Origin of the sequence: Planctomicrobium limosum, assembly GCF_051465645.1 — a bacterium.
In the GTDB taxonomy this organism is placed as follows: Bacteria; Planctomycetota; Planctomycetia; order Planctomycetales; family Planctomycetaceae; genus Planctomicrobium.
Genome location: NZ_CP195790.1, coordinates 4,489,668 through 4,512,267, shown reverse-complemented (window position 1 = coordinate 4,512,267; position 22,600 = coordinate 4,489,668). Strand labels below are relative to the sequence as shown.

Below are 22,600 nucleotides of genomic sequence, written 5' to 3'. Positions count from 1 at the left end.
GTCGAGGCTCGATTTTGTGAGCCCCGACTGCATCAGCGATACCTCAGCCCCCAGCAAGGACTTCCAGCCTGAATTAGTCCATTCGCAACCAGAGACATTTCAGGTACTCAGACTCCAGACAGTTCATTGCGACTGGATGATCCATTCCGGCCCCCGTTCGCATCAGAATTTGAGGGCGACGCTCTCCACAAGCCGCCCGAACGGTCTTGGTGAACTCTTCCATCGAAAACAGCCCGGAGCAACTGCAGGTCAGAAGCAATCCGCCCCGATCAACGAGTGGAGCCGCGAGCTTATTGAGGTCGAAGTACTTTTCCTGCCCATCAACCATTTCATCCCGACTTCGAATCAGCTTCGGCGGGTCGAGAATCACCACATCAAACGTCTTGCCGTTACGCTGCATGTCTCGCATGTAGGAGAAAGCATCAGCGTGGACAAACTTCACATGATTCAGTTTGTTCAACTGGGCATTTCGTCTGGCCAGTTTGATGGCTTCTTCATCCAGATCGACAGCCGTCACTTCTGATGCCCCGGCATAGGCCGCATTCATCGAGAATCCACCACTGTAACTGCAAAGATCGAGAACAGATTTCCCTTTGCAGAAATCCCGCAACCGCAGACGATTCTCTCGCTGATCACAGAAGAACCCGGTCTTGTGACCTTCAGATGGATTTAATTCGTAGGTCAGCCCGTGCTCTTTAATCAACACCTGCTTAGGAGCATTCGGAGACGCAAACCCGTCGGCAAGAAACCCTTCCTGCTCAAATGACGCTGGTCCCGGTCGAACGATCCAGTGCTTGAGTTGTAGCGATGCAGCCAGCGATTGAACAATCGCCTCGGCTCGTTGATACATCCCCAGCGTGAACGCTTCCACAGAGAGCACATCGTTGTAACGGTCAATCACCATGCCGGGAAGAAAATCCCCTTCCGCATTGATCAACCGGTAAGCGTTTGTCACCTCATCCAGCTTCAACTGCTTGCGGGCACGCACTGCGAAATCAATGCGATCTTTCCACCAGCCGCCGGTAATCGGAGCTTCATCCCAACTCAAAACCCGAACCGTCGCTTCCGCACGCGGGTTCCAGATTCCATAACCAACTTCGACGCCGTCAACGGTTTCGATCTTCACCAGATCGCCATGCTTCGCCTTGGCCGGCGTGTCTACGAGCCGCTTGCGAAAGACCGTTGGATGACGGGTTTCGGAACGAAGATTCACAACAGGAATTGCTGCCGCGTCCCCGAGAGTCAACCCACGTTGAACCAGCAACGATGGATCCAACGGGAACTTGGGATCTTTGTCACGACGTTTGGCATTGGGATGACGGTTGTCAGGCCGTTCACGAAAGCGGCGATCAGGGCGACGATCAGAGCGGTCACGATCCCCTTCGCGAAATTCACGATCATCACGACGATTACGAAACGGCTTCGGCACTGAAAAATCCCATCTCAATCAGAACGACCACGGCAACAAAATCTCACAAACGAAAACCAGCCTCTTCGACATCAGAACGGGTACCCCGGCATTGATGAAAGAGGAACCGGTAGAGTGTGCGGTCACCTCATGAACTCACATACTCAGCAACGCAGGCATCATCCGTGTGATCGGTGATTGTCACCCACTCTGGGCAATCCCGCGAACTTACGACTTCCGACTCATGATCCTCCAGGCGCGGAAAATATACTCCACACCGGAATAGACGGTGACTACAACCATCCCCCACAACATGACATCCCGGATGACGACATAGGTCGGAAAGCCCTCACCCAGCCATCCCTGAAACCGATCGCTCAGCGAGAGCATTGCCACTGGAATCACGATCGACTGCAACAGCATCTTAACTTTCCCGCTCCACTGAGCAGAAAAATCGACTCCCTGTCCTTCCAACACTGATCGTAGAGCCGTGATAAACAACTCTCTGGCAATGACCGTAAATGTCATCCATGCGGTCACTCCGCTCGCCGGAATGGCTGTCAGGAAAATCATCGTTCCACCAATGATGATCTTGTCGACAAACGGGTCCAGAATCCGCCCCAGCGTCGAGACCTGATTCCATTTTCGAGCGAGATAGCCATCCACAAAATCCGTGGTCACTGCAACGATGAACAGGATCGTGTTCGCGAACCAGAATCTGTCGAATGACATCAGAATCAGGATCGCAAACGTCAGTACAAGACGTGACATCGTGATCATGTTCGGGATGTTGAATGTCTGCGACGAACCAGCAGTCTTCACCTGATTGGGAGCATCATTGGACATGTCGACGCACTCCGTTCTGGCGATTCAGAAATTCGATACCGACCACACAACACCAGGATTACTCTTCGTCGTCCGCATCAGACACAACTGCAATCAAGTCGTATTCCTGAGCATCAACAATCGTGACCGGAACCATCTGCCCCGGTTCAAGACCTTCTCCCTGAACGATGACGGTCCCGTCAATTTCGGGAGCGTCAGCGAAGGTCCGGCCAATGAACACACCTTCTTCACCTTCAGCAGGGCCGTCGATGATGCAGTCGAGTTCGTAGTCGACCATCTTCTTACCCCAGTCAAACGCGATCTCCTGTTGCAGCTCCATCAGGGCATCGCGGCGTTCCAGTTTCACCTCTTCAGGAAGGTGATCAGGCAATTTGACTGCAGCAGTTCCCGGCTCGAGCGAATACGGGAAGACTCCCATCCGCTCAAACTGAGTCTCTTCAACAAAGTCGCACAGTTCATTGAACTGCTCATCGGTTTCACCCGGGAAGCCGACGACAAACGTTGTTCGCAGCACCAGATTTGGAACACGGTTACGCAGTTTCTGAACCAGTTCCACGGTTTTGTCACGATTCACGCGACGCTGCATTCGCTTCAACATCGTGCTATTGATGTGCTGCAACGGCATATCGAGATACGGAAGAATTTTGCTTCCACCGGCAATGGTATCAATCAACTCGTCAGTGAAGTTGACCGGATACAGGTACATCAACCGAATCCAGTCGAGCCCGTCGACTTTATCAAGCTGACGCAACAGTTCGGCAAGGCGGACTTCCCCGTAATAGTCCATGCCGTAATAAGTCGTGTCCTGAGCAACCAGGATCAATTCACGAACACCATCGTCCACCAGTTCTCGTGCTTCTTCCAGCACCATTTCGATGGGCTTGGTGACGTGTTTCCCACGCATTTTGGGAATCGAACAGAAGGTGCAGGTTCGATCGCATCCTTCTGAAATTTTCAAATAAGCGTAGTGCCCCGGTGTGATACGCAACCGTGCGCGGTCATCGAGCGCGCGAATCGCTGCGGGGCGGAACAACTCTCGCTGCTCGCGAACACCACCAACCAGTCGCTCAGCAACCTGAGTGATTTCGTCTCGCCCGAACACCCCGACAATGTGGTCAATGTCCGGCATCTCATCGAGCAGGGAACCTCCGACCCGTTCAGGTAAGCACCCGGCGACGATCACACCACGTGTCTTTCCCTGCTTCTTCAGGTCCAGCATTTCCTGAATGACAGCCTTCGATTCCTTACGGGATTCGTCAATGAACCCGCAGGTATTCACGATGACGAAATCCGCATCTTCCGGCTGAGAAACGAGGGTGTACCCATCCACTGCCAGACTGCCGAGCATCTTCTCGCTGTCGACAAGGTTTTTCGGGCACCCAAGGCTGATGAAGGCGTAAGTCCCCTTCGAGCCATCACCACGTTTGATGACTTGCAGGGGGGGCGTATCGCCAAGAATCGGAAGCTGATGCATGGAAAAAACTTGTGCTGCACAGAAGTTCGTTGCGGATTTCACCCGCGAAAATCGAATTCGGTATCATACCCCGCCGAATAATCAAATTCGAGATGGGGACAGCAACTTTTTCCCGGGAGCGATCTCCAAATGGGACCTCCCCCCGCACTTCCAGCAAAACTCATTTCTTGGTATCGAGTTAGAGCTACTCTGAGCGGCTGTGCATGGACTCAAACTCGCAGTCCTCCGCCCCACGATATCGTGCTCGGGGACGAATCACATCGCCAGATTCGCACTGCTCAACCGCATGGGCACTCCACCCAACCAGCCTCGCAGCGACGAACAAAGGGCGAAACAGATCGCGGTCAAACTCCAGATACGTCAACAGCCGCGCCAGAGACCAATCGATATTTGGAGGCAATCGACGCTTCTGCCAGACAACGCGTTCAATCGAATCGGCAAGCTGTTCGAGGTCGTTTCGTCCACAGGCTTTCGCAAGACGTTCGCACTCGACTTCAAGGATCGCTGCGCGCGGATCATAGTTCGTGTAAACAGGATGACCGAACCCTGGAATCGGTTGATTCGCGGGCAGTTGCGTGATCCATTCTTCTGCAGACTGCGGGTCCCCGACATCGGCGAGCAGATCGAGCGGACGATCATCCCCACCTCCATGCGCGACACCAATAAAGGCATCGAGCGCCGCAAGGACAGGACTGTATTGATTCGACCGTACCGACCCCACGATCCGCGAAACATAGCTCGACGGATTGAACTCATGTTCTGCGGCAGTAATGAATGCCACTTCCAGAGCACGTTCATACAACGCACTCGGAACCAGCCCGGTGATCATATAATAGATGTTCGCAATAAAGCTCAATTCTGGACGAGGCTCCAGAATCGGCTGCCCCATCCGAGTGCGATGCCATGCCGCAATCAACATCGGCACTCGTGCCAGCAAGCGGAGTGTCTGGGAATGACCTGAATGCAGGATCGATTCGCCTGGCTGTGGATCGTGCAACGCCAGCAGACCGATGCCGGTACGAAGAACTTCAAGTGGAGAATTGTGTACTGGAATCTGCTCATAGACCTGAGCGATGATCGGCGGGAGTTGTTGCTCCTCCATGATCACACTCAGAAAATCAGCGAACTGCTCTTCATCTGGAAGCTCTTCAAAAAGCAGCAGATGAGCGACTTCGAGAAAGCTGGCTTCTTCCGCCAGATCGTGAACGCAATAGCCACGATATAGCAGACCGTCATCCAGTCTGCAGATCTCCGTCTCGCCAGCAATCACCCCTTTAAGACCGGGATGGTAGAGTTCCTGAGCCATGAGAAGATTCCCTCCGTGGAAAGATCAGACTCCGTCCGATGAGGCCATCCTAACTCAGCAAACCGGTTCTTGTCATCTAACTTTTAACCATGATTCTGGTGAAGAATCAAAACAAAAAAAGTGACTGGACACCAAGCAAATGCGTTGATCTCTGATACCGCCATCGAGAAAACGACACGCATTTCGCCTGTTAAAACACAGGATTCGGTGAAGCAAAAGCCTGTCCCACACTGCTTCCGATCACGAGGACGCAAATCATTCGTATTGCCCCTATTCTTGCGAGGTGACACAGCAGACCGCGCAGAGTTCTCAAACTCACAACGACCAGAATGAACCAGTCGCCAGTTCCTACTCCAGCGGAGTCATGCCGTCAGGATAGAGCAGCTCCAACGACATCCGCTGCACTTCGCCCTTCTGATTCACGCAGGCAATCACAGACTGTCCGGTTGCAAGAAGTTCATCCCCTCGACGCACTTCATAATCGTGAATCAACTTTGCCCCGGTCCATCGGGCGAGTCGGGCACACACTGAGAGCTCATCATCATAGTGTGCCGGGCGTTTGTACTTCACTTCGACACTGACCACCACGAGAAAGAAACCACGCTCTTCCATCGAGCGATAGTTTCCTCCGGTCGAGCGGAAGAGTTCAGTGCGAGCGATCTCAAAGTACGTGATGTAATTCGAATGATGGAGATACCCCATTGCGTCCGTTTCGGCATATCGAACACGGACGCTTGCTTCACACCAGGGTTGAGGTTGTTCAGTCATGCGGTACACCATCAATCTTCATCAACAAACACGAAACTTCTGAGCATCTACTATTTACGAATGAGCAACACGAGCAGCTTCAGCGAGACAAATCGTCCCTTCGTAAATGGCTCGACCAGTGATGGCTCCAATCAGGTTTGGTTCAACCAGAGAGATATCTCGCAATTTGCGAATATCGTTCAACGTTGTGACGCCGCCGGACGCGATGACCTTCAATCCCATTTCCGCCAGAACGCGAAAATCTGCCAAGGTCCCTTCATCGATCCCCTGCATCATTCCGTCGTTGGCGATATTGGTATAGATCACCGCAGCCAATGGCAGCCCAACGTATTCCCGAGCGAGTTCCAGCGCCGATGTCTTCGAGACATCTAACCAACCTTCGGTCGCGACCATCGAATCCCGTGCGTCCAGACCAAGGCAGATCTGATTCGGAAACTTGCTGACGATATCGCGGAACCACTCCGGCTGCTTGAGTGCCTGTGTGCCAATGATGACTCGCTTCAGCCCGACATCTTCCAGCATCTCACGGACAGTTTCTTCATTGCGAATTCCACCGCCAAGCTCACAAGGGATCTTTACCGCAGCAACGATTTTGCGGATGACTTCAATGTTTTCCGGTTTGCCGGTCTTCGCACCATCGAGATCGACAAGGTGCAACCAGTCTCCCCCTTCATCTTCCCAGCGCAAGGCCATTTCAACAGGGTCGTCACCAAACACGGTTTCCCGAGCATAGTCTCCCTGACGTAAACGCACGCACTTGCCGCCACGAAGATCAATTGCCGGAAGAATGTCCATCAAACCGCTCACTCTCAAATGTCAAAAACGAATCGAAGCGCCTGAAATTCAGACGATTGAAGATATTTCAGTTCTGTGGTCGCACTGCGGCTGAACCAATTTTTCTGCCGCGAGCTTCTGTCAAAGATTCAAACATCAATGACAGAACAACCTTTCAAACTCCACATTTCGTGCGGACATCGTCGGGCGATTGCGGCTTTGCGTCAAGCAAACTTTCTGGATTCAATTTTCACTGATCCATCCGCCGCTCTGAGATCTGGATGCGAGCGACATCGAGCACCAAAACGTCGATGAATTGCACGATTTCTGATCACTGATTCTGATCACTGACAAACCGGCGTTGATAACACCGAAGATGTAATTCCGCCATTCGAAGCACTGAGAGATCCGGCGATGGAACCTGCTTCCGGCGTCGCAGCAGATCACCAAAGATCTGTTCGCCTTCCGTTGGACCATGACGTTCAATATCCCCAAGCATTGATGCTGTGATCGGAGATTCAGGGTTCGTCAGGTGTCCCAAAGCAAACTGCACCGCGTGATCGCGAGGAATATAACCGTTCTCAACCGCGATCTGCCGGCATTCTTCATAGAGAGCGTGAACGACATCCGTTCCGCCAGAACTGTTCACAACTCCCAACGAGCTGCGGAACAGGCACGTCAACCCGGCGATTGATGCAATAAAAATCCACTTCTCCCACATCTCCAGCATGATGTTGTCACTGGCTCTCAGCTCAAACCCGGCCCCACCCAATGCTCCAGAAACCTCAGCAACCCGCGATTCCTGATCAGCATGTCGGGCACCAAAACAAATGGTATGAACATCACTGAAATGGACAACTCGCCCCTGCGCTTCCAGCTTGGTCGAGATGAAACAGGCTCCCCCCAGAACACGTTCGACTCCCAGCAGACGATCGAGCTCGTCGAGATGGCGCATCCCGTTCAGCAGCGGCAGAATCAATGTCCGAGGGCCAATCGCATTCCGAATGGAATCGACAGCGGATTCCAGATCGTACGACTTGCAACTGAGAAGAATCAGATCATACGGCGAGTTCACCTGATCGGCCGTGATTGTGACCGGTGACGGAACTGAAACAGTGCCTGCCGGGCTCTCAATCGTCAAGCCATGTTCGGCCATCAATCGAGCACGTTCTGGCCGCACAAGAAACGTGACATCCTTACCAGCTGACTGCAAACGTCCACCGAAGTAGCCGCCAATCGCCCCAGCTCCCAGAACAAGAATCCGCACCACACTCTCCTGCTTTTTGTTTCGAATCCGGTTCTGTAGCCACGTCCGATCTGTGGCCGAATCCCACGACGTCACACAACGGGATCAGCGATTCGCACCCGGCACCCACAGGATGTCAGATTTGCCGCCATCGTTCTCCATCCGCGCCATCACAAACAACAGGTCGGAAAGGCGATTCAAATAGATCACGACCTGCGAATTGACCTGTTCCAATTGAACCAGCTTCAACACGCTAATTTCACTACGCCGGCAGATTGTTCTCGACTGATGCAGTAGCGCCGCCCCGACGGTGCCTCCAGGAAGAATAAAACTGGTCAACGGCTTGAGCTCGGCCGTATCCGCATCGATCCACTTTTCTAACTGCTCCACCTGCTCTGATGTCACCCGAAGCGGAGTGTACTCCAAGGATTGATCCGTTTCCGGAACACACAAGTCCGCCCCGACGTCAAACAGATCATTCTGAATTCGCCGCAGACGATCACATCGTTCCGGGCTCAATTGCCCCAACGCGATGGCGCCCCCAATGCTGGAGTTCAGTTCATCGACAGTTCCATACGCGGCAATCCGCGCGTGCGTTTTCGGAACTCGATCTCCATTGCCGAGTGACGTCTCGCCGGTATCTCCCGACTTCGTGTAAATCCGATTGAGATAAACCATTCCACCATCTGCTTCGTGAACGTCGGGACAAGCCAACTGATTGGAAGCCTGTCCTAAAGAGAATTCCGCACATCATTTTCCTGACGCCATGGTGACGGTTCCTCGCCTGCACTTCAAACAACATTCCGAAACCCGCCACCATTCAAAACCCTTAACAAACCGCAAAGACAACACACCCACAGCGCATCGAACCTGAATCAACTCTCCCTCCTTCAACCCCAGCTCAACGGGCACTCCACTTCAAACCAAACCTCCACAACCAGTAACAACCAAACAACTTCCATCAACCAAAAACAATCACCACAGAAAACCAACACCTCCAGTGGTATCGATTATGCAGATTTTAACCAAAAGTGGAGTTCTGCCGAATTAACAGCCGGCGGTCTCCTGGAATTGAAGTTGGACTTTTAGGAGCGAGATGAATGGAAGCCCACCGGGTGAGCCATGCGCTGATCCGGAATGACAAGAGCGCGGGGAGCGACCTGAGACATCGCTGACCGTGGCGAAAGCTGCGTGGATTCCCTGCGAAATCGGACGGTGGTGCGAGCGATGAATTTCCGCTCCGCATGGATCGCGTCAGGTTCATGAAGCGCGAAGTCGGCATGTCTTCGCCGGAGCCGCACTGTTCATTCGATTTCGCAGGGCATCCCTGTTTTCTTGTCGAGCTGCTGTTGTCGTCTCGAATCAACAGATGATTTGTCTCGCACATGAACTCATTGCTGACGAATGCGGTTTCCTTGTCTCCGCAGAACTCGTCATTCTCTCAACAACACTCGTCCTTGGACTGATCGTTGGACTAGCAGCAATCCGCGATGCCATCGGAGGAGAACTCGCCGATCTTGCACAGGCATTTCGCGGACTTGATCAGTCTTATTACACCACTGGAGTTCGAGGGTGCCAGAAACCAAACGGCACGTGGTCCGCATGGACAGCCGGTTCTTCTTTCTTCGACTCGCACTTGCGAACCACTGGTCCCGTTCAGGAATCCCCTGTCCCTGAAGACCTGACCATTGGATGCTATAAGGTCATCGAACCACGACTCGAATCGCAGCCGTGCCCAGAGACAGCACCTTGCGTGACACCGCCTGCTCCCGCACCTGTGACAACACCGGCCTGCTGCCCGGAAACTCTGGTCCCAGCGCCAGTTCCCTGCAATACATGCGAGGAAGCACAGTTCGCACCAATCCCGGAGTATCATCAGGTCCCAATGTCATACGCCCCGATGGGTAATGCCCCTTCAACACATCTCCCTTGCCTGAGTTGCCCCCCAGGCCCTGCCGGTCTGCTCGCTCCGACACCGATTTCGGTTTACCCAGGCCGCGTCTCACCGAGACCAGTTCTGATCCCGCAAGCGGAAATGTACGAGACGAATGGAATGAATGGGCCAGCGCAGTTTGCTCCTGTCATCGTTCCTTACAGGCACAACTGGACGGCACCGAACGCTTACGGACCACTACAAGTCTGGTAACGCACGACAATCAGCAGTCGCCTTAAAGGCAATGTCCCCAATCGATCCCCGCGAGAATATTTCCTTCTCGCAATCAGATCGGCATGGGGACTTTTTTGTTCGAAGCAGATTCTTCTCAAACATCCAGACGCTACGACAACTTAAAGAGGTGTTTTGTATTCGCGGTTGTGATAGCGGCCAGATCTTCAAGAGTCAGCCCATGCACATCGGCCAGACAACGAGCGGTGTGAGCGACGTTGGCAGGTTCATTCCGCTTCCCGCGCATTGGAACCGGCGCGAGATAAGGGGAATCGGTTTCCACTAGCAACCGGTCGCGCGGGATTGTTTTCGCAACGTCCCTGAGAGCCTGATTGCTTTTGAAGGTCAGCATCCCGGCAAAAGAGATGTACATTCCCAGTTCAAGACAAGCATCGGCCGTTGCCTGATCGCCGCAGAACGAGTGCATCACCCCACTTAATGGGCCACTCTGAGCCGCTTCCTTCAGTACCGCAACAACATCCGCTTCTGCCTCGCGACAGTGGATAATAAACGGCTTCTCAACCTGACGCGCCAGCTCAATGTGGCGGAAGAAATAGTCTCGTTGAAGTTCAATCGGGGAAGAATCCCAATAACGATCGAGACCGGTTTCCCCAATCGCAATCACGCGTGAATCACTGGCCAATTCTGTGATTTGATCGAAGTCGTCCGCGTTCGCCTGTGCGACATAATTCGGCTGAATTCCAACAACGGCGTACAACTGCGGGTACTTCTTCGCCAGCGCAAGCGCTGCATGACTGGTGGCCGCAGTGACGCCGATGGTGAAGATCGTTTCCACCTGATGCTCTGCAGCACGCGTCAGCACGGCGTCCAGATCAAGTTCAAAGGACTGTTCATCAAGGTGGGCGTGAGTATCAATCAACATAACAACGATTCAATTCCAGCATTGTCTGACCGCAGTGCTCGCCAGTCAGGAAGTCTCTCAAAATAGATCTCGAAACGTGAAGACGATTCAAACGACGCAACAGCATTCAACTGAACGAAATCACAGTCAGCTCAGGTTCGCGGCGTCACGGCGGTTCGATTAACAACCGGTCCTCGCAGACGAATCGCTTCATCACATTGAGCGATTTGCTCTGGTGTCAGTGACACCTTCATCGCGTTCGCTGTTTCCCGAATCTGCTCAGGTCGCTTCGCTCCGCATAAAGCAGACGTGATCCCCGGTCGTTGCACAGTCCACGCAATCGCCAGTTCAGCGACAGTGATGCCAGCCTGTTCTGCAATCACCCTCAATCGATCAACAAAATCGTGTGTCTTCGTCCATTCTTCACCGACAAAAACGGGGTACTTCTGACGACCATCTTTGGGGTCCCAGACATGGTCCCGTTTCAGTTTTCCGGCGAGAAACCCTTTCATCAAGGGCCAATACACAACCGCCGAGACACCAGAATTCAGGCACCAGGGGAGTAAATCATTCTCGATCTCTCGCTGCAGCATATTGTAAGGAGGCTGCACCGCCACAATCGGACAAACGGCATGGAACGCTTCGTATTCCGCGACGTTCTTAAAGTTCGACGCCCCTGCCGCACGAATCTTGCCAGCCTGCATCAGTTCGACAAACGCCCCTGCCGACTCTTCGACCGGAACATTCGGGTCAGACGCATGAAGGTAATACAGATCGATGCAATCCGTTTGAAGCCGCTGCAACGATTCTTCACACTCGCGGCGAATCGTCTCCGGTCGCGCATCCCGAGCCTGTTGCCGATCCGGGCCCCAATGCAAACCACACTTGGAAGCCAGAACAATCTGACTGCGATGAGGCTTCAGCGCCTTCGCAATCAGCTTCTCACTTTCGCCTTCATAACCATAGATATACGCAGTGTCGAAGAAGTTAACTCCTGCCTCAAACGCGGCGGTCAGCGTCGCCAGACTATCTGCTTCTGTCACATCCACGCTCGTAACACCGGCAATCGGCCAGCATCCCATTGCGACAGAAGAGACCATCAAGTCTGATGCCCCAAGACGTCTGAAGTTCATCGAATCCTCGCTTCCAGAAACATCGACATCAGACACACGCTTGAACCCAGCTCAGGCAAGCAATGGAAGTGACACATTGAGCTACACAGCAGCAATGATTGCGTTCGCGGCATTGTAGTACACGACCACTCCCAACATATCACTTAACGCAGCGATCAATGGATTGGACATGAACGCAGGGTCCATACCGAGACGTTTCAACGCCAGCGGTAACATTGCCCCGGACAATGTCCCGACGGTCACGACCAACAGGACCGTTGTGGCCACTACGATGGCCGGTTGAGGCCCCACCATGAACTGGGCCACAATGAAGGAAAGCGATGCCAACACAAGGCCCAGCACCAGTCCGACGCGTCCTTCTCGCCAGGCAATCCAGCGGACCCGACCACGAGTTTCGTCCAGCGCTAACGCACGAATCACCAGCGTCGCAGACTGCGACCCGGCATTTCCTCCGCTTGCCAGAACCATCGGCAGGAAGAAAACCATCCAGCTGGCAGAATTCCCACCTTCAAAATACTGCAACACCTGTGCAGTCACAGAGGCCGCTCCCAGCAGAATGACCAGCCACATCCCCCGCTTCCAGGTCAGCTCGAAAAACGGGGTATTCACATACCCGTCATCGAGAGGCTGAACCCCCACCGCCAGGTAGGCATCTTCTGTCGCTTCTTCCTGCAAAACCTCAGCCGCATCATCGTGCGTAACGATCCCGACCAGCCGCTGCTGGTTATCCACAACCGGAATCGCGATGAATGAATATCGGGCGATCTCGTTGGCTACGAATTCCTGATCGTCATCAACTCGAACGGCAATCACATCACGTTGCATGATGTCAGCGATTCGGGCACTTGGCTTGGCCTGAATCAACTGCCTCAACGTCAAGAACCCGATCAGATGTCGGGCTTCATCTGTGATATAGATGTAATAAATTGTCTCACGAGTCGGCGCCTGAAGCCGCAACCGTTCCAACGCTTCATGGGCAGTAATGTCAGATGGCAGAGATGCGTACTCTGTCGTCATAATCGACCCGGCACTGTACTCCGGATATGACAACAGTTTTCGAATGTCTGCTCGTTCCGCCTGAGCGACGAATCTGAGCAACCCTTCGACGTGCTCTGGATCCATTCGTTCAAGCAAGTCGACCCGGTCGTCCGCCGACATCTCTTCGATCACCCGGGAGAGACGCTCCGGTTCGATCGAATCGACCATTGCCTCCTGCACTGGCAGTGAAAGATAAGCAAAGATCTCTGCCTGACGCTGTGGGGTGCAATAAGTTAAGACTTCCCAAGCCTGCTTTGGTTCCAGTCCTTCCAGAACTTCTGCGGCAACAGCGGGAATCAGGGCATCACAGAATTCACGCAATCCATGTTCATCATGATCCGCCAACATGAGCTGCAAATCAGGCAGAATCAATGTGTGATAGATGGACTGGGGCATCGGATCGACCTGAAGTACAAATGACAGCAAATTGATGATCAATGTCGCGGCATCCGACGCACAATCCCGTAGGCGTACGTCATGACTCTCGATCTTTATCGGTCTTTCCGCGTTCCTCGTCTCCTATTGTGGCACATGCCCAGCCAGATCGCTACGCCCCTTGCAAATGGAGTCGCTGCGAAGTGATGACAAAGATGATTCCATCATTAAACGAATCAGCGATTTTCGATTTCCTGTCCTTCCAGCATTCGCTCGCTCGCCATCCGCAAGTTACAATTCAAATATGCCGCATCTGAATTCCGAATTTGCTCGCGTTGCCATCGTCGGTGTTGGACTGATCGGGGGTTCTGTCGCGCTTGCATCTCGGAAATGGGGAGGTGCAGAAACGGTGATCGGTTATGGGCGGAATCGAGATCGCCTGACCGCCGCGCAAAAGCGGGGAGTGATTGACGAAATCGCAACGACGCCGGATGGGCTGCGTAATGTGGATTTGGTCGTTGTCTGCACCCCTGTCGACCGGATTGCCGAGGATGTGCTCACCATTCTGCGTGCAACTGAAGGAACACCAGCACTTGTGACAGATGCCGGGAGCGTCAAAAACAAACTCCAACAGGCAATCAGTGCAGAGTACTCCGGCAATCGATATATCGGAGCACACCCGTTAGCAGGCTCGCATCACACCGGTTTCGAACACGCGAGTGCAAATCTTTTCCTGACCCGCATGTGTATTGTCAGCCCGAAAGACTATCCCGAAGTCAGCCCGGAAACGGCTCGAATCTGCCATTTCTGGGAGCAGATCGGGATGAAAGTAAAAACGATGTCTGCGGCAGAGCATGACCGCACACTCGCTTTAACCAGCCACCTTCCTCACCTGACAGCATCGGCTGTTTCATCGGCGATCGAACCCGAAGTCCTGTCATTTGCCGCGACCGGTTATCGAGACACGACACGCGTGGCCGCTGGCGATCCGGAACTCTGGGCCGCCATTCTTGAGATGAATTCCGCAGAAATGGTCCGTGGAGTCGATCGCCTGGTTGATGTTCTTTCATCCTATCGAAAAGCACTCATCAACCAGGACAAGCAGGCCCTGCGCACGCTCCTGCAACACGGTGCCGAAAATCGTAGACACTATCAGGATGATTCGACCCATCCCGATGACGGAACGTAACGCGATCTCACCTGCAACGACCGGATCTCATCTCCGGCACGCTGGAGTCACTCCGAAGTCACTTTGGGTGATCTCATACGCTCGCAGGCTGACCGCCGTTAATATCACGAGTCGCTTTTGGCCGCTGCCCCGACCAGAACTTCCTGAGCATTGGGGCCCAGCACGAACTCTTTGCGAACTGATTCATTATCAGGGATCGCGACCAGTTCAAACGCCCAGATCACGGAAATCAGGGTCCCCGAAAAGCTATACGGGCCGCTGGGAAGCTGCACTGTAATTTCCCGTGATCCGAATTCTTCAACGTCAGTAATCTGGATCGCTGAAACCATGACCAGATCGCGGTCCCCCTTTCCCGACGTATTCCAGACGAGTCGCAATTCAAGATGCTTCGGCTTCCTGGGCAGCTCCCAAATCGCTTTCACGACCGCTTCAGTCCCGGGATAGAATGCGTCATACAACGTCTCGATGTGCAACTGCCCCATACTTCCCCCGCAACCTGTTTTGCCTATCACCCGATCATTTTTTACGAATCATCGCATTCAAGAACAATCTGCAATGCAGCATTATTCCCTTGGTCAACAATCTCTTTACTAAGTGACATCGGTGAGGAAACATCGTGTATTCCTGAGCGTGAAACGCGTTTCACGCAAAAACAAGGAATCACAACTCTGCGTAGCCAATGCACTTACAAACGAAGAACCGACCAAGCAGCTGAAACAAGCCCTGCTCTCGTTGATTAGGGGGATTTCCGGAACTGCCGGGTATCATTTGAATTGTACGACTTGGAATGATTAAATGGGACTCGACGATCAAACTATGTCTTAATAGAATGCGCGAGTCCGTTGACACCAGCCGACTTTATTGACAGCCACAAGTCATTCGGACGTTTGCTCATCGGTAGAGTTCTCAACGAACTCACCAAGTGAAGCATTCTGATCGGACAGTTGTCATCGAGTGGAATTCGGTGTTCTTTGTCAGGGCGCAGGAAGTTCGCACTCGGAATCTCGTTCAATGCTAGGAGCTGAAGAGCATGAAGAAGTTTCTTGCTGTTGCTGTCGCACTGACCGCTTTGTCATCCATGGCCTTCGCCAGCGGTCTCGAACTCGGCGCTCCGGTTGGCGCATTCTACGTTAAGGATGTCACCGGCCCAGCTGCTGGAACAAAGCTGTGCTACCGCTGTCGCTACGGTAACCGTCCAACAGTCAGCATCTTCACCCGTAACGTCGACACCAACGTCACCAGCCTGATCAACCAGATCGACGGTGTTGTTGGCAAGAACCAGGGTAAAGACATGAAGGCTTTCGTCGTTCTGCTGACCGACGAACAAGCTGCAGCTGAAAAATCACTGAAAGAAACAGCCGAAAAGGCAAGCGTCGCTCACACTCCATTGACAACCTTCGATGGACAGACTGGCCCAGCTCCTTACAAACTCGCTCAAGACGCTGAAGTCACCGTCATGATGTGGGTCGACGGCAAGCTGAAAGTCAACGAAGCATTCAAAGCTGGTGAGCTGACTCAGGAAAAAGTTGCAGGTCTCGTTGGCCAGACCAGCCAGATCCTGAACTAGTCAAAGCTTCAACCTGAAATATCAGGAAGAAGTCTCTGCCACAACAGATCGCTCGCACCGCGAAAGGCAACTGTTCGAACGCAGATGAATTAACTCGAAGCATCCGTTATGGAATCTCCATAACGGATGCTTTTTTTATTGAATCCCCCGCCATTCGACGCTCTTTTCTGTAAATCTGAATTCAGCCGCTTTTACCTGTCCGGAAGAGCAGAAAATCGAATTGCGAATCGCAGGGACGCCTGCGAAAGAGTATCCTGATAGGACCTGTCTTTTTGATGAGACAGGGACACTGGACTCGAAATTGCTGAATAAGTCGGTTCGTCCCTTAATTGGAAGTCAGGACGATGAGCATCATCATTCCCGGACGTAGCCCGATGGTTCGTGGCTGGTTACTGCTGGGGTTTCTTCTCGCCGGACTCTCGGCCATTGCTCAGACGTTTATCCCGCCTGTGGATCCTGAGAGTATTGAATCGCGAGTCACGCGTCGGCTTCCGAGAAACCCTCAACTCACGGAAGCCTATCGGGAAGTTCGAGAACTGATCGATACGGGATCGATCACGGCCGGGCTGGAAACTCTTCAGCAGTTGCTGGAAGAGAACGGTGACTTTCTCGTTCCGGTTCCCGGCAAGTCGGAACTGCAATCGTTTCATTCCATTCTCGAACAACTCTTCATCAATCAAAACACCGAATACGAACGACTCTTTGGCCCCGGTGCCCGGCAGCAACTGACCGAAGCACGCACAAACGAAAACATCTATCAGCTCGAGAACGTCGTCCGTCGCTATGAGTTCACTGCCGCAGGTGCCGTCGCACTCCGGGAACTCGCCTCGCTGTATCAGGACCAAGGCTCGCTCGGGCTTTCCGCTCGCTATCTGGAACGACTCGCACGCCACCCACAAACCAAAGACCCGCTCCCCGTCTTTCAATCGGCTTATAAACTGTTGCTTGCCAATGGTGACACAACCGGGGCTGACCTGTTTCTCAAACGGCATCCAGAAGCCGCATTTCCAAATGAAGCGGATAAGAATGCGTTTCTCGCCAAAATCGCTGACAACCAGAAACAGGCAACAACGGAAATCCCCATCTATGAGTGGCGGATGCCGTTCGGCAACCCACAGCATCTCGGCAAAACAGCACTCGCACCCGCCTTCGCTGCTCCGCAATGGACAGCAGAACTGGTTCATGACACCTTTGACTTCTGGCTGGTTGATGCTCCTGAAGTCGGGCAAAAGCTGGGAGACGACACGCGAAGTCTGATGAACGCGCTCAACCAGCGTATTCGCTCACAAAGCAACAACATCTCCATGCCTGCGCCGAGCCCGCTGGTTGTGAATGATCTGGTCGTCACTCCCGGCCCCGGCAGCGTGAAAGCTTACAATCTGCAATCCGGAGAACTTGTCTGGAACGGGCTCATCATCGATGAAACCTTTGAGTACCTTTCCAAATGGTCCTACGCCCCCAGTGAGACTCAGGATAACGCCCGGGAAGATATGCGCAACCTGTTTGCGGCAGTCCGTGGTTGGAGAGATCTCACCTCCTCTTCTCTCAGTACGGATGGTCAACGGGTCTATGCAGTCACCGATTGCCAACTGGTCGGCACCACCAGTCCCTCCCGGATGATGATGAATACGCAGCGACATCCACTGCTTCCCCAGCGCAGCAATCGCTTGATTGCCTATGATCTGGCGAGCGAAGGGAAGATCGTCTGGCCACTCGGACAGCAAAACACTTCAGTCAATGCCGCATTTCCAAAGGAAACAGAGGTCCGGGAAATCTTCTTTCTTGGGGCCCCGCTTCCGGTTCAGGAAAGACTCTATGTTCTCGGCGAAGAACGTGGGCAGATTCAGCTCTTTGAACTTGATCCAGCAACCGGAACAATCCTGTGGACGATCGGTCTACTGAACCCTGACCGGGATCTCGTCATCGACGAAGCCCGCCGACTTTCTGGATTAACACCAGCCTATAGCAACGGGATTTTGATCTGTCCCACCGGAGAAGGGACGCTGTCCGCCGTTGATCCCATCAAGCGTCAGCTGTTGTGGACTCACTTCTATTCATCCCCGCTCACCCTTCAGCAGGCGCAGATGACAATGTCGCGAGCGGTTCGCCCCCAGAACATCGCGGTCAATCAGGCTCGAGACGAACTGCTGGCAGATCAACGCTGGTTTGATTCGCGCGTCATGATCACAGATGAATACGTGATCTTCACTCCGCCAGATGACAACAAACTGGTCATACTGAATCTGCATAACGGAGAGCGTGTCCACCCGAAAGTGATTCCTCGGGGACAATCGCTCTATGCAGCAACCATGTACCACGATCATCTTGTGCTGGTGGGCCGAAATGAAATCGCCACTTTAAACGTGTCTGGCGGAGACGCATTATGGAAGCGTCCGATTCCGATCCCAGCTCCGTCTGGCCGGGGCTTGCGAATGGGCGATCAGTTCCTGCAGCCGATTCGGACAGGCGAAATCGCTGTGATTGATCTCCCGTCCGGACGTTTGCTGACCAGAATCCCTGTCGGGTCCGGGCAGGTCCCCGGCAATCTGGTCGCCGCAAAAGGGCAATTACTCATTCAAGGGGCGACGGGACTCGAAGTTTATCGCTCATTGAATTCCATTGAGCAGGAGATCGCCGGACGTCTGAAGGAAGACGAAAAAGATTCCTTGGCACTCGCTTATCGCGGAACGCTCGAACTCCAGAGTGGGAAGCTCGACGCTGGGCTCGAATCGCTGAAGAACTCCGCTGATTCAAAGAATGCAGTCACATTGGCTCAATCGGTTCTGGTCTGGTCCGTGCTGGATGGACTGCGAACCGACTTTGCAACGTATCGCACCGAAGCGAAAAAGATTCAACCGCGTCTTCAGGGAGTCGATCAGCAATTGCAATTCCTGAAGACCTTCGCTCGTGGTCTTCAGAATGCAAATGAATCACAGGAAGCGTTCAGTGATTACCAGCGCATCCTTCAGCTTCTGCCATGGCCTGAGACACTGGCAGAACAAGACGACGGATGGAGCATCACAGACAGCAGGTGGACACTGTCTCGGATGAACGAGATCCTGACACAGTCATCACCTGAAATGCAGGCGGAGTTCCGTCAGCGACTGCAGGAGCAGTTCCAAACAATCTCCCCAGACTTATTCCTGCGTCTGACAGCATCCGTCCCTGCCCACTGGCTCAACGAGACCCTGGTGCTCGAACGGCTGGCAAAAATCCCCAGTACAGTCGAGACTGCAAATCAGCGTGAGGAAACCCTGAGGCCAATGCTTGAGAGCAAAGAGCCTCAAATCCGCGCAACCGCTGCAGCGTTACTGCTGCAACATGCAAAAAACATCGAAGACCTGCAAGTGGTTCGCGAGACGCTCGCAATCCTTGAGTCTGCTTCTGTTCCACTAATTGGATTTGAAGAAACGAACTCAACACAGTTGGCCAAATCGATTCGCGAAGAAGAGCCTGTCAAATCCCTTTTCGGGAAGGCACTCGAATGGAAGCAACCAATCGCTGCCGGTGAGAATCAGGGATCAGCGGGCCGCATGGCGCTGCAACAGATCCCACGCCTCGGACCGGCCTCTGCGGCACTCGATGGCTGGACATTCTTCATGGATCAGGCAGGCGCCCATGTCGAAATCTTCGACCCGCAAGGACGCCACCGCGAACGGATCGCCACAGGCTACCCCGGGCTCCGGTATTCCGTTGAGTCCGACCTGTCCCGTTATGTGACGTTCTTCAATCATACCGCGATGGTCGTGCTGCTTGACCGATTCATGTTGATCGACTTCCAGAACGACACTTCGCACCCTCGACTGGTCGCCAATCGGACATTATTTGGAGACAACGAATCCGGAGTTGCAGGTCGCAGCCCATTTGCAGGCGCGACACGAACCGGTCTAAGGGCTCCATTGGTTGAACTTCTGCCCGGACAGTACAGCGGAAACGCTGGTCCCATCTGTCGCTCGATTCTCTGTTACAGCTCAGGGAATTCGCTGGTTGCAATCTCCCCTTCAACCGGGCTTGAACTCTGGAGACGTCGCGATATCACACCGGGTTCAGAAGTCCTCGCAGACAGTGAATTCATCGTCGTAAAGGCACCAGACAAAATTGACCTGAAAGTCTATCGAGCACTCGATGGAGAGTTTGTCCGTGATTCAAAGCTCCCCTTGGGAGTGCTCGTCAGCCACAACCGTCAGGGAGCTGACTGGGGCCGATTCCTGCCTTCGGTGACAACATCCGAAGAAGGACTGACGTGGAGTCTTTTCGATCCTGCAACGGCTAAGACGGTCTGGACGAAAACATTCCCGGCAAATGCTCGCTGGTCGATCGTCGACAATCAAAATGTCGCATTCGTCAAAGATGGCCACCAATTGAGCGTGCTCAACGGGCTCACCGGTGAGCAGATTCTTGCGGCATCCATTCCGACAAAAACATCGATCGAGAAGTTCACTCTGCTGCGTTTCCCTGAACACTGGTTGTTGACAACCAGTACACAACGCACCGGAATATTGCAGCAACCTCCGTACGGAATTCGGAGTAGCGATCAGATTCAGACCGAAGTCAATGGAATCGTCTCTTCGTTAAATCCAGAGGACGGATCGGTCATCTGGAGTAAAGAGATCTCAGGCCAGAATCTGCTGACTCAGGCTCCGCGAGAATGGCCTGTGCTGTTGTTCGCCCGAGGACGGGGACGGATGGAAAGTCTGATTCTGAATCGATTGACCGGCGATGAAATCCGTCGCAGCTTCGCTCCCGATGATGGGTCAGGCGTCAGTTGGCTCACGGAAACAAAGCCATTGCGTCTGAACCTGAAGTTTGCACAAGATCGGGTCACACTCTATTTCGGAGAAGAACCGCCCCCAAGTCGCAAACCAACCCTGGCTCCTCCACAAGCCGAACCAACACTGAAATAGCAGCTGCACTCAACGCGGCCTGACTGAGCATTGGGCCGCGTTACGCAGTGGCTTGAGCTGTATTCTAATGGGTTCCAACCTAAGGCATCGCAGCGAGAGCGTCTTTGAAACTCGCTGGGGCATCCGGTTTCGTTTCGACGAGGATCTCAAGGATGTTGCGGCGATCTTCAGGACTCAGATGAGCAAACTTGCTGTCTGTGTCCTGTCCGGTCAAAACCTCTTTCAATCGGTCCCAGACATACGACTTCACTTCATCTGGCAACCCGTCAAATGACGGAGAGTAAATCAGATAGCTGCAGGGGTAGCGAAACATCCGGCGGGTCATATCGAGATCGCGGAGTGATCGCCCTTTTGAATCGCGCGGGCCTGCTTTTTGAAAGACTTCTTCATAGCCGGCCGTCCCTTCGATCTTCTCAATGATCGGGGCCTCTTCCACCATCAACAGAGCATCAACCAGTGCTTCACCTGCATTGTTGATGCGACGCTCAACGCTCTGCAGCACCGTCTCTGAATCAGTGTCCAGATCCCGCCGCATCACCATCTGGTAGTGCAGGGCCTGCTGCGTCGTGTAGTTTGCCTGCGTGATTCGATTCTGGACGAGAACCTGATGTTCCAGCACCATCAACGCCACAATGTCGCTGTGTGGTGTCAGGTACTTTTCAAGTTTGAACCGTCCTTCGAGAGACGTGAGGTTCTGCCCTTTGGCATTTTCGACAGGTTCCCGGAGTGTTCGCTCCCTTGAGACAAAATTTCCCTGATGAATTTGCGAGCCATGTGTTCCAGTGACGTACCATCCTCCCCAACGCTGCTCAATCGGGGTCCGATGATCGACGTTCTTGCTGCCGGAAGAGAAAATCGGTAACCCACGAGCATCCACAAACAGTGAACGCACCAGATGCCCCGGCACGTTCTCGGTTCGTGATGAACTGTGACAGGTTAGACAACGATCGGTCTGACGAACAAACCGTGGCAACTCAAAGTTTTCCTGATCAAGGGTATAGAACACCATTCCCAACTTGGGATCAGAAACAGAGAGTTCCAGCAGGTCCCCGTTCTGTGCGTATCCGACAGCGATGTCATCATTGAAATAGATCGCTCTTGGAGTCCGGGGGTGAATCTTCGAGATCTGTAAACTGGTTTTCGAATAGACGAGGACCTGGGATTCAACCGGAATCTCCAATGCCGCCAGAAGCGACTTCAGATATCCCTTCTCTTCGTCGTACTCCAACTTCACAGATTCATTGACGAGTTTCTCCTGCAACGCAGTCACCGGATTGACCGGAGTACTCTCGCTGTAGTTGATGGGGGCCTGCTCGAACTCATCTAGCGCCAGAACCGGTTGCACCTGCAGCGACATCCACCCGGCAATCAGCATCAAATGAATTCGAGTCAACATCTGCGACGACCTTTGCAAAATGCTCCCGCATCTGACCTCACAAAGAACTGGCAGTGTGAACTCGCGATGCGGGACGTGAAAGCGGCAACATCATCAAACCCGAATCAGTGATTTCAAGCGAGAACCGATTTCATGAAGATCGGTTCTCCA

The 22,600-nt window shown here is 53.3% G+C and carries 17 protein-coding genes; 4 read left to right on the top strand and 13 right to left on the bottom strand.

Annotated elements, in window-relative coordinates:
• Positions 1-73: 73 nt before the first annotated feature.
• The 8 genes from SH527x_RS17150 to SH527x_RS17115 form a co-directional block, all read right to left on the bottom strand.
• On the bottom strand, positions 74-1,429 hold the full coding sequence (locus tag SH527x_RS17150; RefSeq protein WP_437191904.1) for a class I SAM-dependent rRNA methyltransferase: 1,356 nt from the start codon (positions 1,427-1,429) through the stop codon (positions 74-76).
• 207 nt (positions 1,430-1,636) lie between these two features.
• Positions 1,637-2,254 (bottom strand): CDP-diacylglycerol--glycerol-3-phosphate 3-phosphatidyltransferase, encoded by a 618-nt coding sequence (gene pgsA / locus SH527x_RS17145; RefSeq protein ID WP_437191903.1) that lies wholly within the window; start codon positions 2,252-2,254, stop codon positions 1,637-1,639.
• 58 nt (positions 2,255-2,312) lie between these two features.
• Positions 2,313-3,728: a 30S ribosomal protein S12 methylthiotransferase RimO gene (gene rimO / locus SH527x_RS17140; RefSeq protein WP_437191902.1), complete on the bottom strand. Its 1,416-nt coding sequence runs from the start codon at positions 3,726-3,728 to the stop codon at positions 2,313-2,315.
• Between the two features lie 184 nt (positions 3,729-3,912).
• The gene (locus SH527x_RS17135; RefSeq protein WP_437191901.1) at positions 3,913-5,034 is read right to left on the bottom strand and encodes a citrate/2-methylcitrate synthase; all 1,122 of its coding nucleotides are present in this window, start codon (positions 5,032-5,034) and stop codon (positions 3,913-3,915) included.
• Positions 5,035-5,382: 348 nt separating this feature from the next.
• The gene (locus tag SH527x_RS17130; RefSeq protein WP_437191900.1) at positions 5,383-5,802 is read right to left on the bottom strand and encodes an acyl-CoA thioesterase; all 420 of its coding nucleotides are present in this window, start codon (positions 5,800-5,802) and stop codon (positions 5,383-5,385) included.
• A 54-nt stretch (positions 5,803-5,856) separates the two neighbouring features.
• Positions 5,857-6,597 (bottom strand): 1-(5-phosphoribosyl)-5-[(5-phosphoribosylamino)methylideneamino]imidazole-4-carboxamide isomerase, encoded by a 741-nt coding sequence (gene hisA, locus SH527x_RS17125; protein WP_437191899.1) that lies wholly within the window; start codon positions 6,595-6,597, stop codon positions 5,857-5,859.
• 310 nt (positions 6,598-6,907) lie between these two features.
• Positions 6,908-7,843, bottom strand: a complete 936-nt coding sequence (locus SH527x_RS17120) for a ketopantoate reductase family protein (RefSeq protein WP_437191898.1) — start codon at positions 7,841-7,843, stop codon at positions 6,908-6,910.
• A gap of 84 nt (positions 7,844-7,927) precedes the next feature.
• Positions 7,928-8,500 (bottom strand): cob(I)yrinic acid a,c-diamide adenosyltransferase, encoded by a 573-nt coding sequence (locus SH527x_RS17115; RefSeq protein ID WP_437191897.1) that lies wholly within the window; start codon positions 8,498-8,500, stop codon positions 7,928-7,930.
• Positions 8,501-9,191: 691 nt separating this feature from the next.
• Between SH527x_RS17115 and SH527x_RS17110 the strand changes: the two genes are divergently transcribed.
• Positions 9,192-9,968: a hypothetical protein gene (locus SH527x_RS17110; protein ID WP_437191896.1), complete on the top strand. Its 777-nt coding sequence runs from the start codon at positions 9,192-9,194 to the stop codon at positions 9,966-9,968.
• 130 nt (positions 9,969-10,098) lie between these two features.
• On the opposite strand, the gene SH527x_RS17105 is transcribed toward SH527x_RS17110, so the two are convergent.
• The 3 genes from SH527x_RS17105 to mgtE all read right to left on the bottom strand — a co-directional run bounded on the left by SH527x_RS17105 (position 10,099) and on the right by mgtE (position 13,415).
• Positions 10,099-10,869 (bottom strand): TatD family hydrolase, encoded by a 771-nt coding sequence (locus tag SH527x_RS17105; protein ID WP_437191895.1) that lies wholly within the window; start codon positions 10,867-10,869, stop codon positions 10,099-10,101.
• Between the two features lie 131 nt (positions 10,870-11,000).
• Positions 11,001-11,981: an aldo/keto reductase gene (locus SH527x_RS17100; protein ID WP_437191894.1), complete on the bottom strand. Its 981-nt coding sequence runs from the start codon at positions 11,979-11,981 to the stop codon at positions 11,001-11,003.
• Positions 11,982-12,062: 81 nt separating this feature from the next.
• Positions 12,063-13,415, bottom strand: coding sequence for a magnesium transporter (mgtE, locus tag SH527x_RS17095; protein ID WP_437191893.1), 1,353 nt, complete (start codon positions 13,413-13,415; stop codon positions 12,063-12,065).
• A gap of 283 nt (positions 13,416-13,698) precedes the next feature.
• On the opposite strand from mgtE, the gene SH527x_RS17090 reads away from it, so the two are divergent.
• Complete coding sequence (locus SH527x_RS17090) at positions 13,699-14,583, top strand: prephenate dehydrogenase (protein WP_437191892.1); 885 nt, start codon at positions 13,699-13,701, stop codon at positions 14,581-14,583.
• Between the two features lie 104 nt (positions 14,584-14,687).
• On the opposite strand, the gene SH527x_RS17085 is transcribed toward SH527x_RS17090, so the two are convergent.
• On the bottom strand, positions 14,688-15,095 hold the full coding sequence (locus SH527x_RS17085; protein WP_437191891.1) for a hypothetical protein: 408 nt from the start codon (positions 15,093-15,095) through the stop codon (positions 14,688-14,690).
• A 518-nt stretch (positions 15,096-15,613) separates the two neighbouring features.
• Between SH527x_RS17085 and SH527x_RS17080 the strand changes: the two genes are divergently transcribed.
• Together SH527x_RS17080 and SH527x_RS17075 are read left to right on the top strand one after the other, a co-directional pair.
• Complete coding sequence (locus tag SH527x_RS17080; protein WP_437191890.1) at positions 15,614-16,150, top strand: hypothetical protein; 537 nt, start codon at positions 15,614-15,616, stop codon at positions 16,148-16,150.
• Between the two features lie 344 nt (positions 16,151-16,494).
• The gene (locus SH527x_RS17075; protein ID WP_437191889.1) at positions 16,495-21,054 is read left to right on the top strand and encodes an outer membrane protein assembly factor BamB family protein; all 4,560 of its coding nucleotides are present in this window, start codon (positions 16,495-16,497) and stop codon (positions 21,052-21,054) included.
• 79 nt (positions 21,055-21,133) lie between these two features.
• Here the strand turns inward: SH527x_RS17075 and SH527x_RS17070 are convergent, their stop codons facing one another.
• Positions 21,134-22,450, bottom strand: a complete 1,317-nt coding sequence (locus SH527x_RS17070) for a hypothetical protein (protein WP_437191888.1) — start codon at positions 22,448-22,450, stop codon at positions 21,134-21,136.
• Positions 22,451-22,600: the final 150 nt, after the last annotated feature.

Excerpts from the sequence above, each read along its gene's own strand:
- pgsA (WP_437191903.1), bottom strand. The coding sequence starts at position 2,254 with ATGTCCAATGATGCTCCCAATCAGGTGAAGACTGCTGGTTCGTCGCAG.
- rimO (WP_437191902.1), bottom strand. The coding sequence starts at position 3,728 with ATGCATCAGCTTCCGATTCTTGGCGATACGCCCCCCCTGCAAGTCATC.
- SH527x_RS17135 (WP_437191901.1), bottom strand. The coding sequence starts at position 5,034 with ATGGCTCAGGAACTCTACCATCCCGGTCTTAAAGGGGTGATTGCTGGC.
- SH527x_RS17130 (WP_437191900.1), bottom strand. The coding sequence starts at position 5,802 with ATGACTGAACAACCTCAACCCTGGTGTGAAGCAAGCGTCCGTGTTCGA.
- hisA (WP_437191899.1), bottom strand. The coding sequence starts at position 6,597 with ATGGACATTCTTCCGGCAATTGATCTTCGTGGCGGCAAGTGCGTGCGT.
- SH527x_RS17115 (WP_437191897.1), bottom strand. The coding sequence starts at position 8,500 with ATGGTTTATCTCAATCGGATTTACACGAAGTCGGGAGATACCGGCGAG.
- SH527x_RS17110 (WP_437191896.1), top strand. The coding sequence starts at position 9,192 with ATGATTTGTCTCGCACATGAACTCATTGCTGACGAATGCGGTTTCCTT.
- SH527x_RS17105 (WP_437191895.1), bottom strand. The coding sequence starts at position 10,869 with ATGTTGATTGATACTCACGCCCACCTTGATGAACAGTCCTTTGAACTT.
- SH527x_RS17100 (WP_437191894.1), bottom strand. The coding sequence starts at position 11,981 with ATGAACTTCAGACGTCTTGGGGCATCAGACTTGATGGTCTCTTCTGTC.
- mgtE (WP_437191893.1), bottom strand. The coding sequence starts at position 13,415 with ATGCCCCAGTCCATCTATCACACATTGATTCTGCCTGATTTGCAGCTC.
- SH527x_RS17090 (WP_437191892.1), top strand. The coding sequence starts at position 13,699 with ATGCCGCATCTGAATTCCGAATTTGCTCGCGTTGCCATCGTCGGTGTT.
- SH527x_RS17080 (WP_437191890.1), top strand. The coding sequence starts at position 15,614 with ATGAAGAAGTTTCTTGCTGTTGCTGTCGCACTGACCGCTTTGTCATCC.
- SH527x_RS17075 (WP_437191889.1), top strand. The coding sequence starts at position 16,495 with ATGAGCATCATCATTCCCGGACGTAGCCCGATGGTTCGTGGCTGGTTA.
- SH527x_RS17070 (WP_437191888.1), bottom strand. The coding sequence starts at position 22,450 with ATGTTGACTCGAATTCATTTGATGCTGATTGCCGGGTGGATGTCGCTG.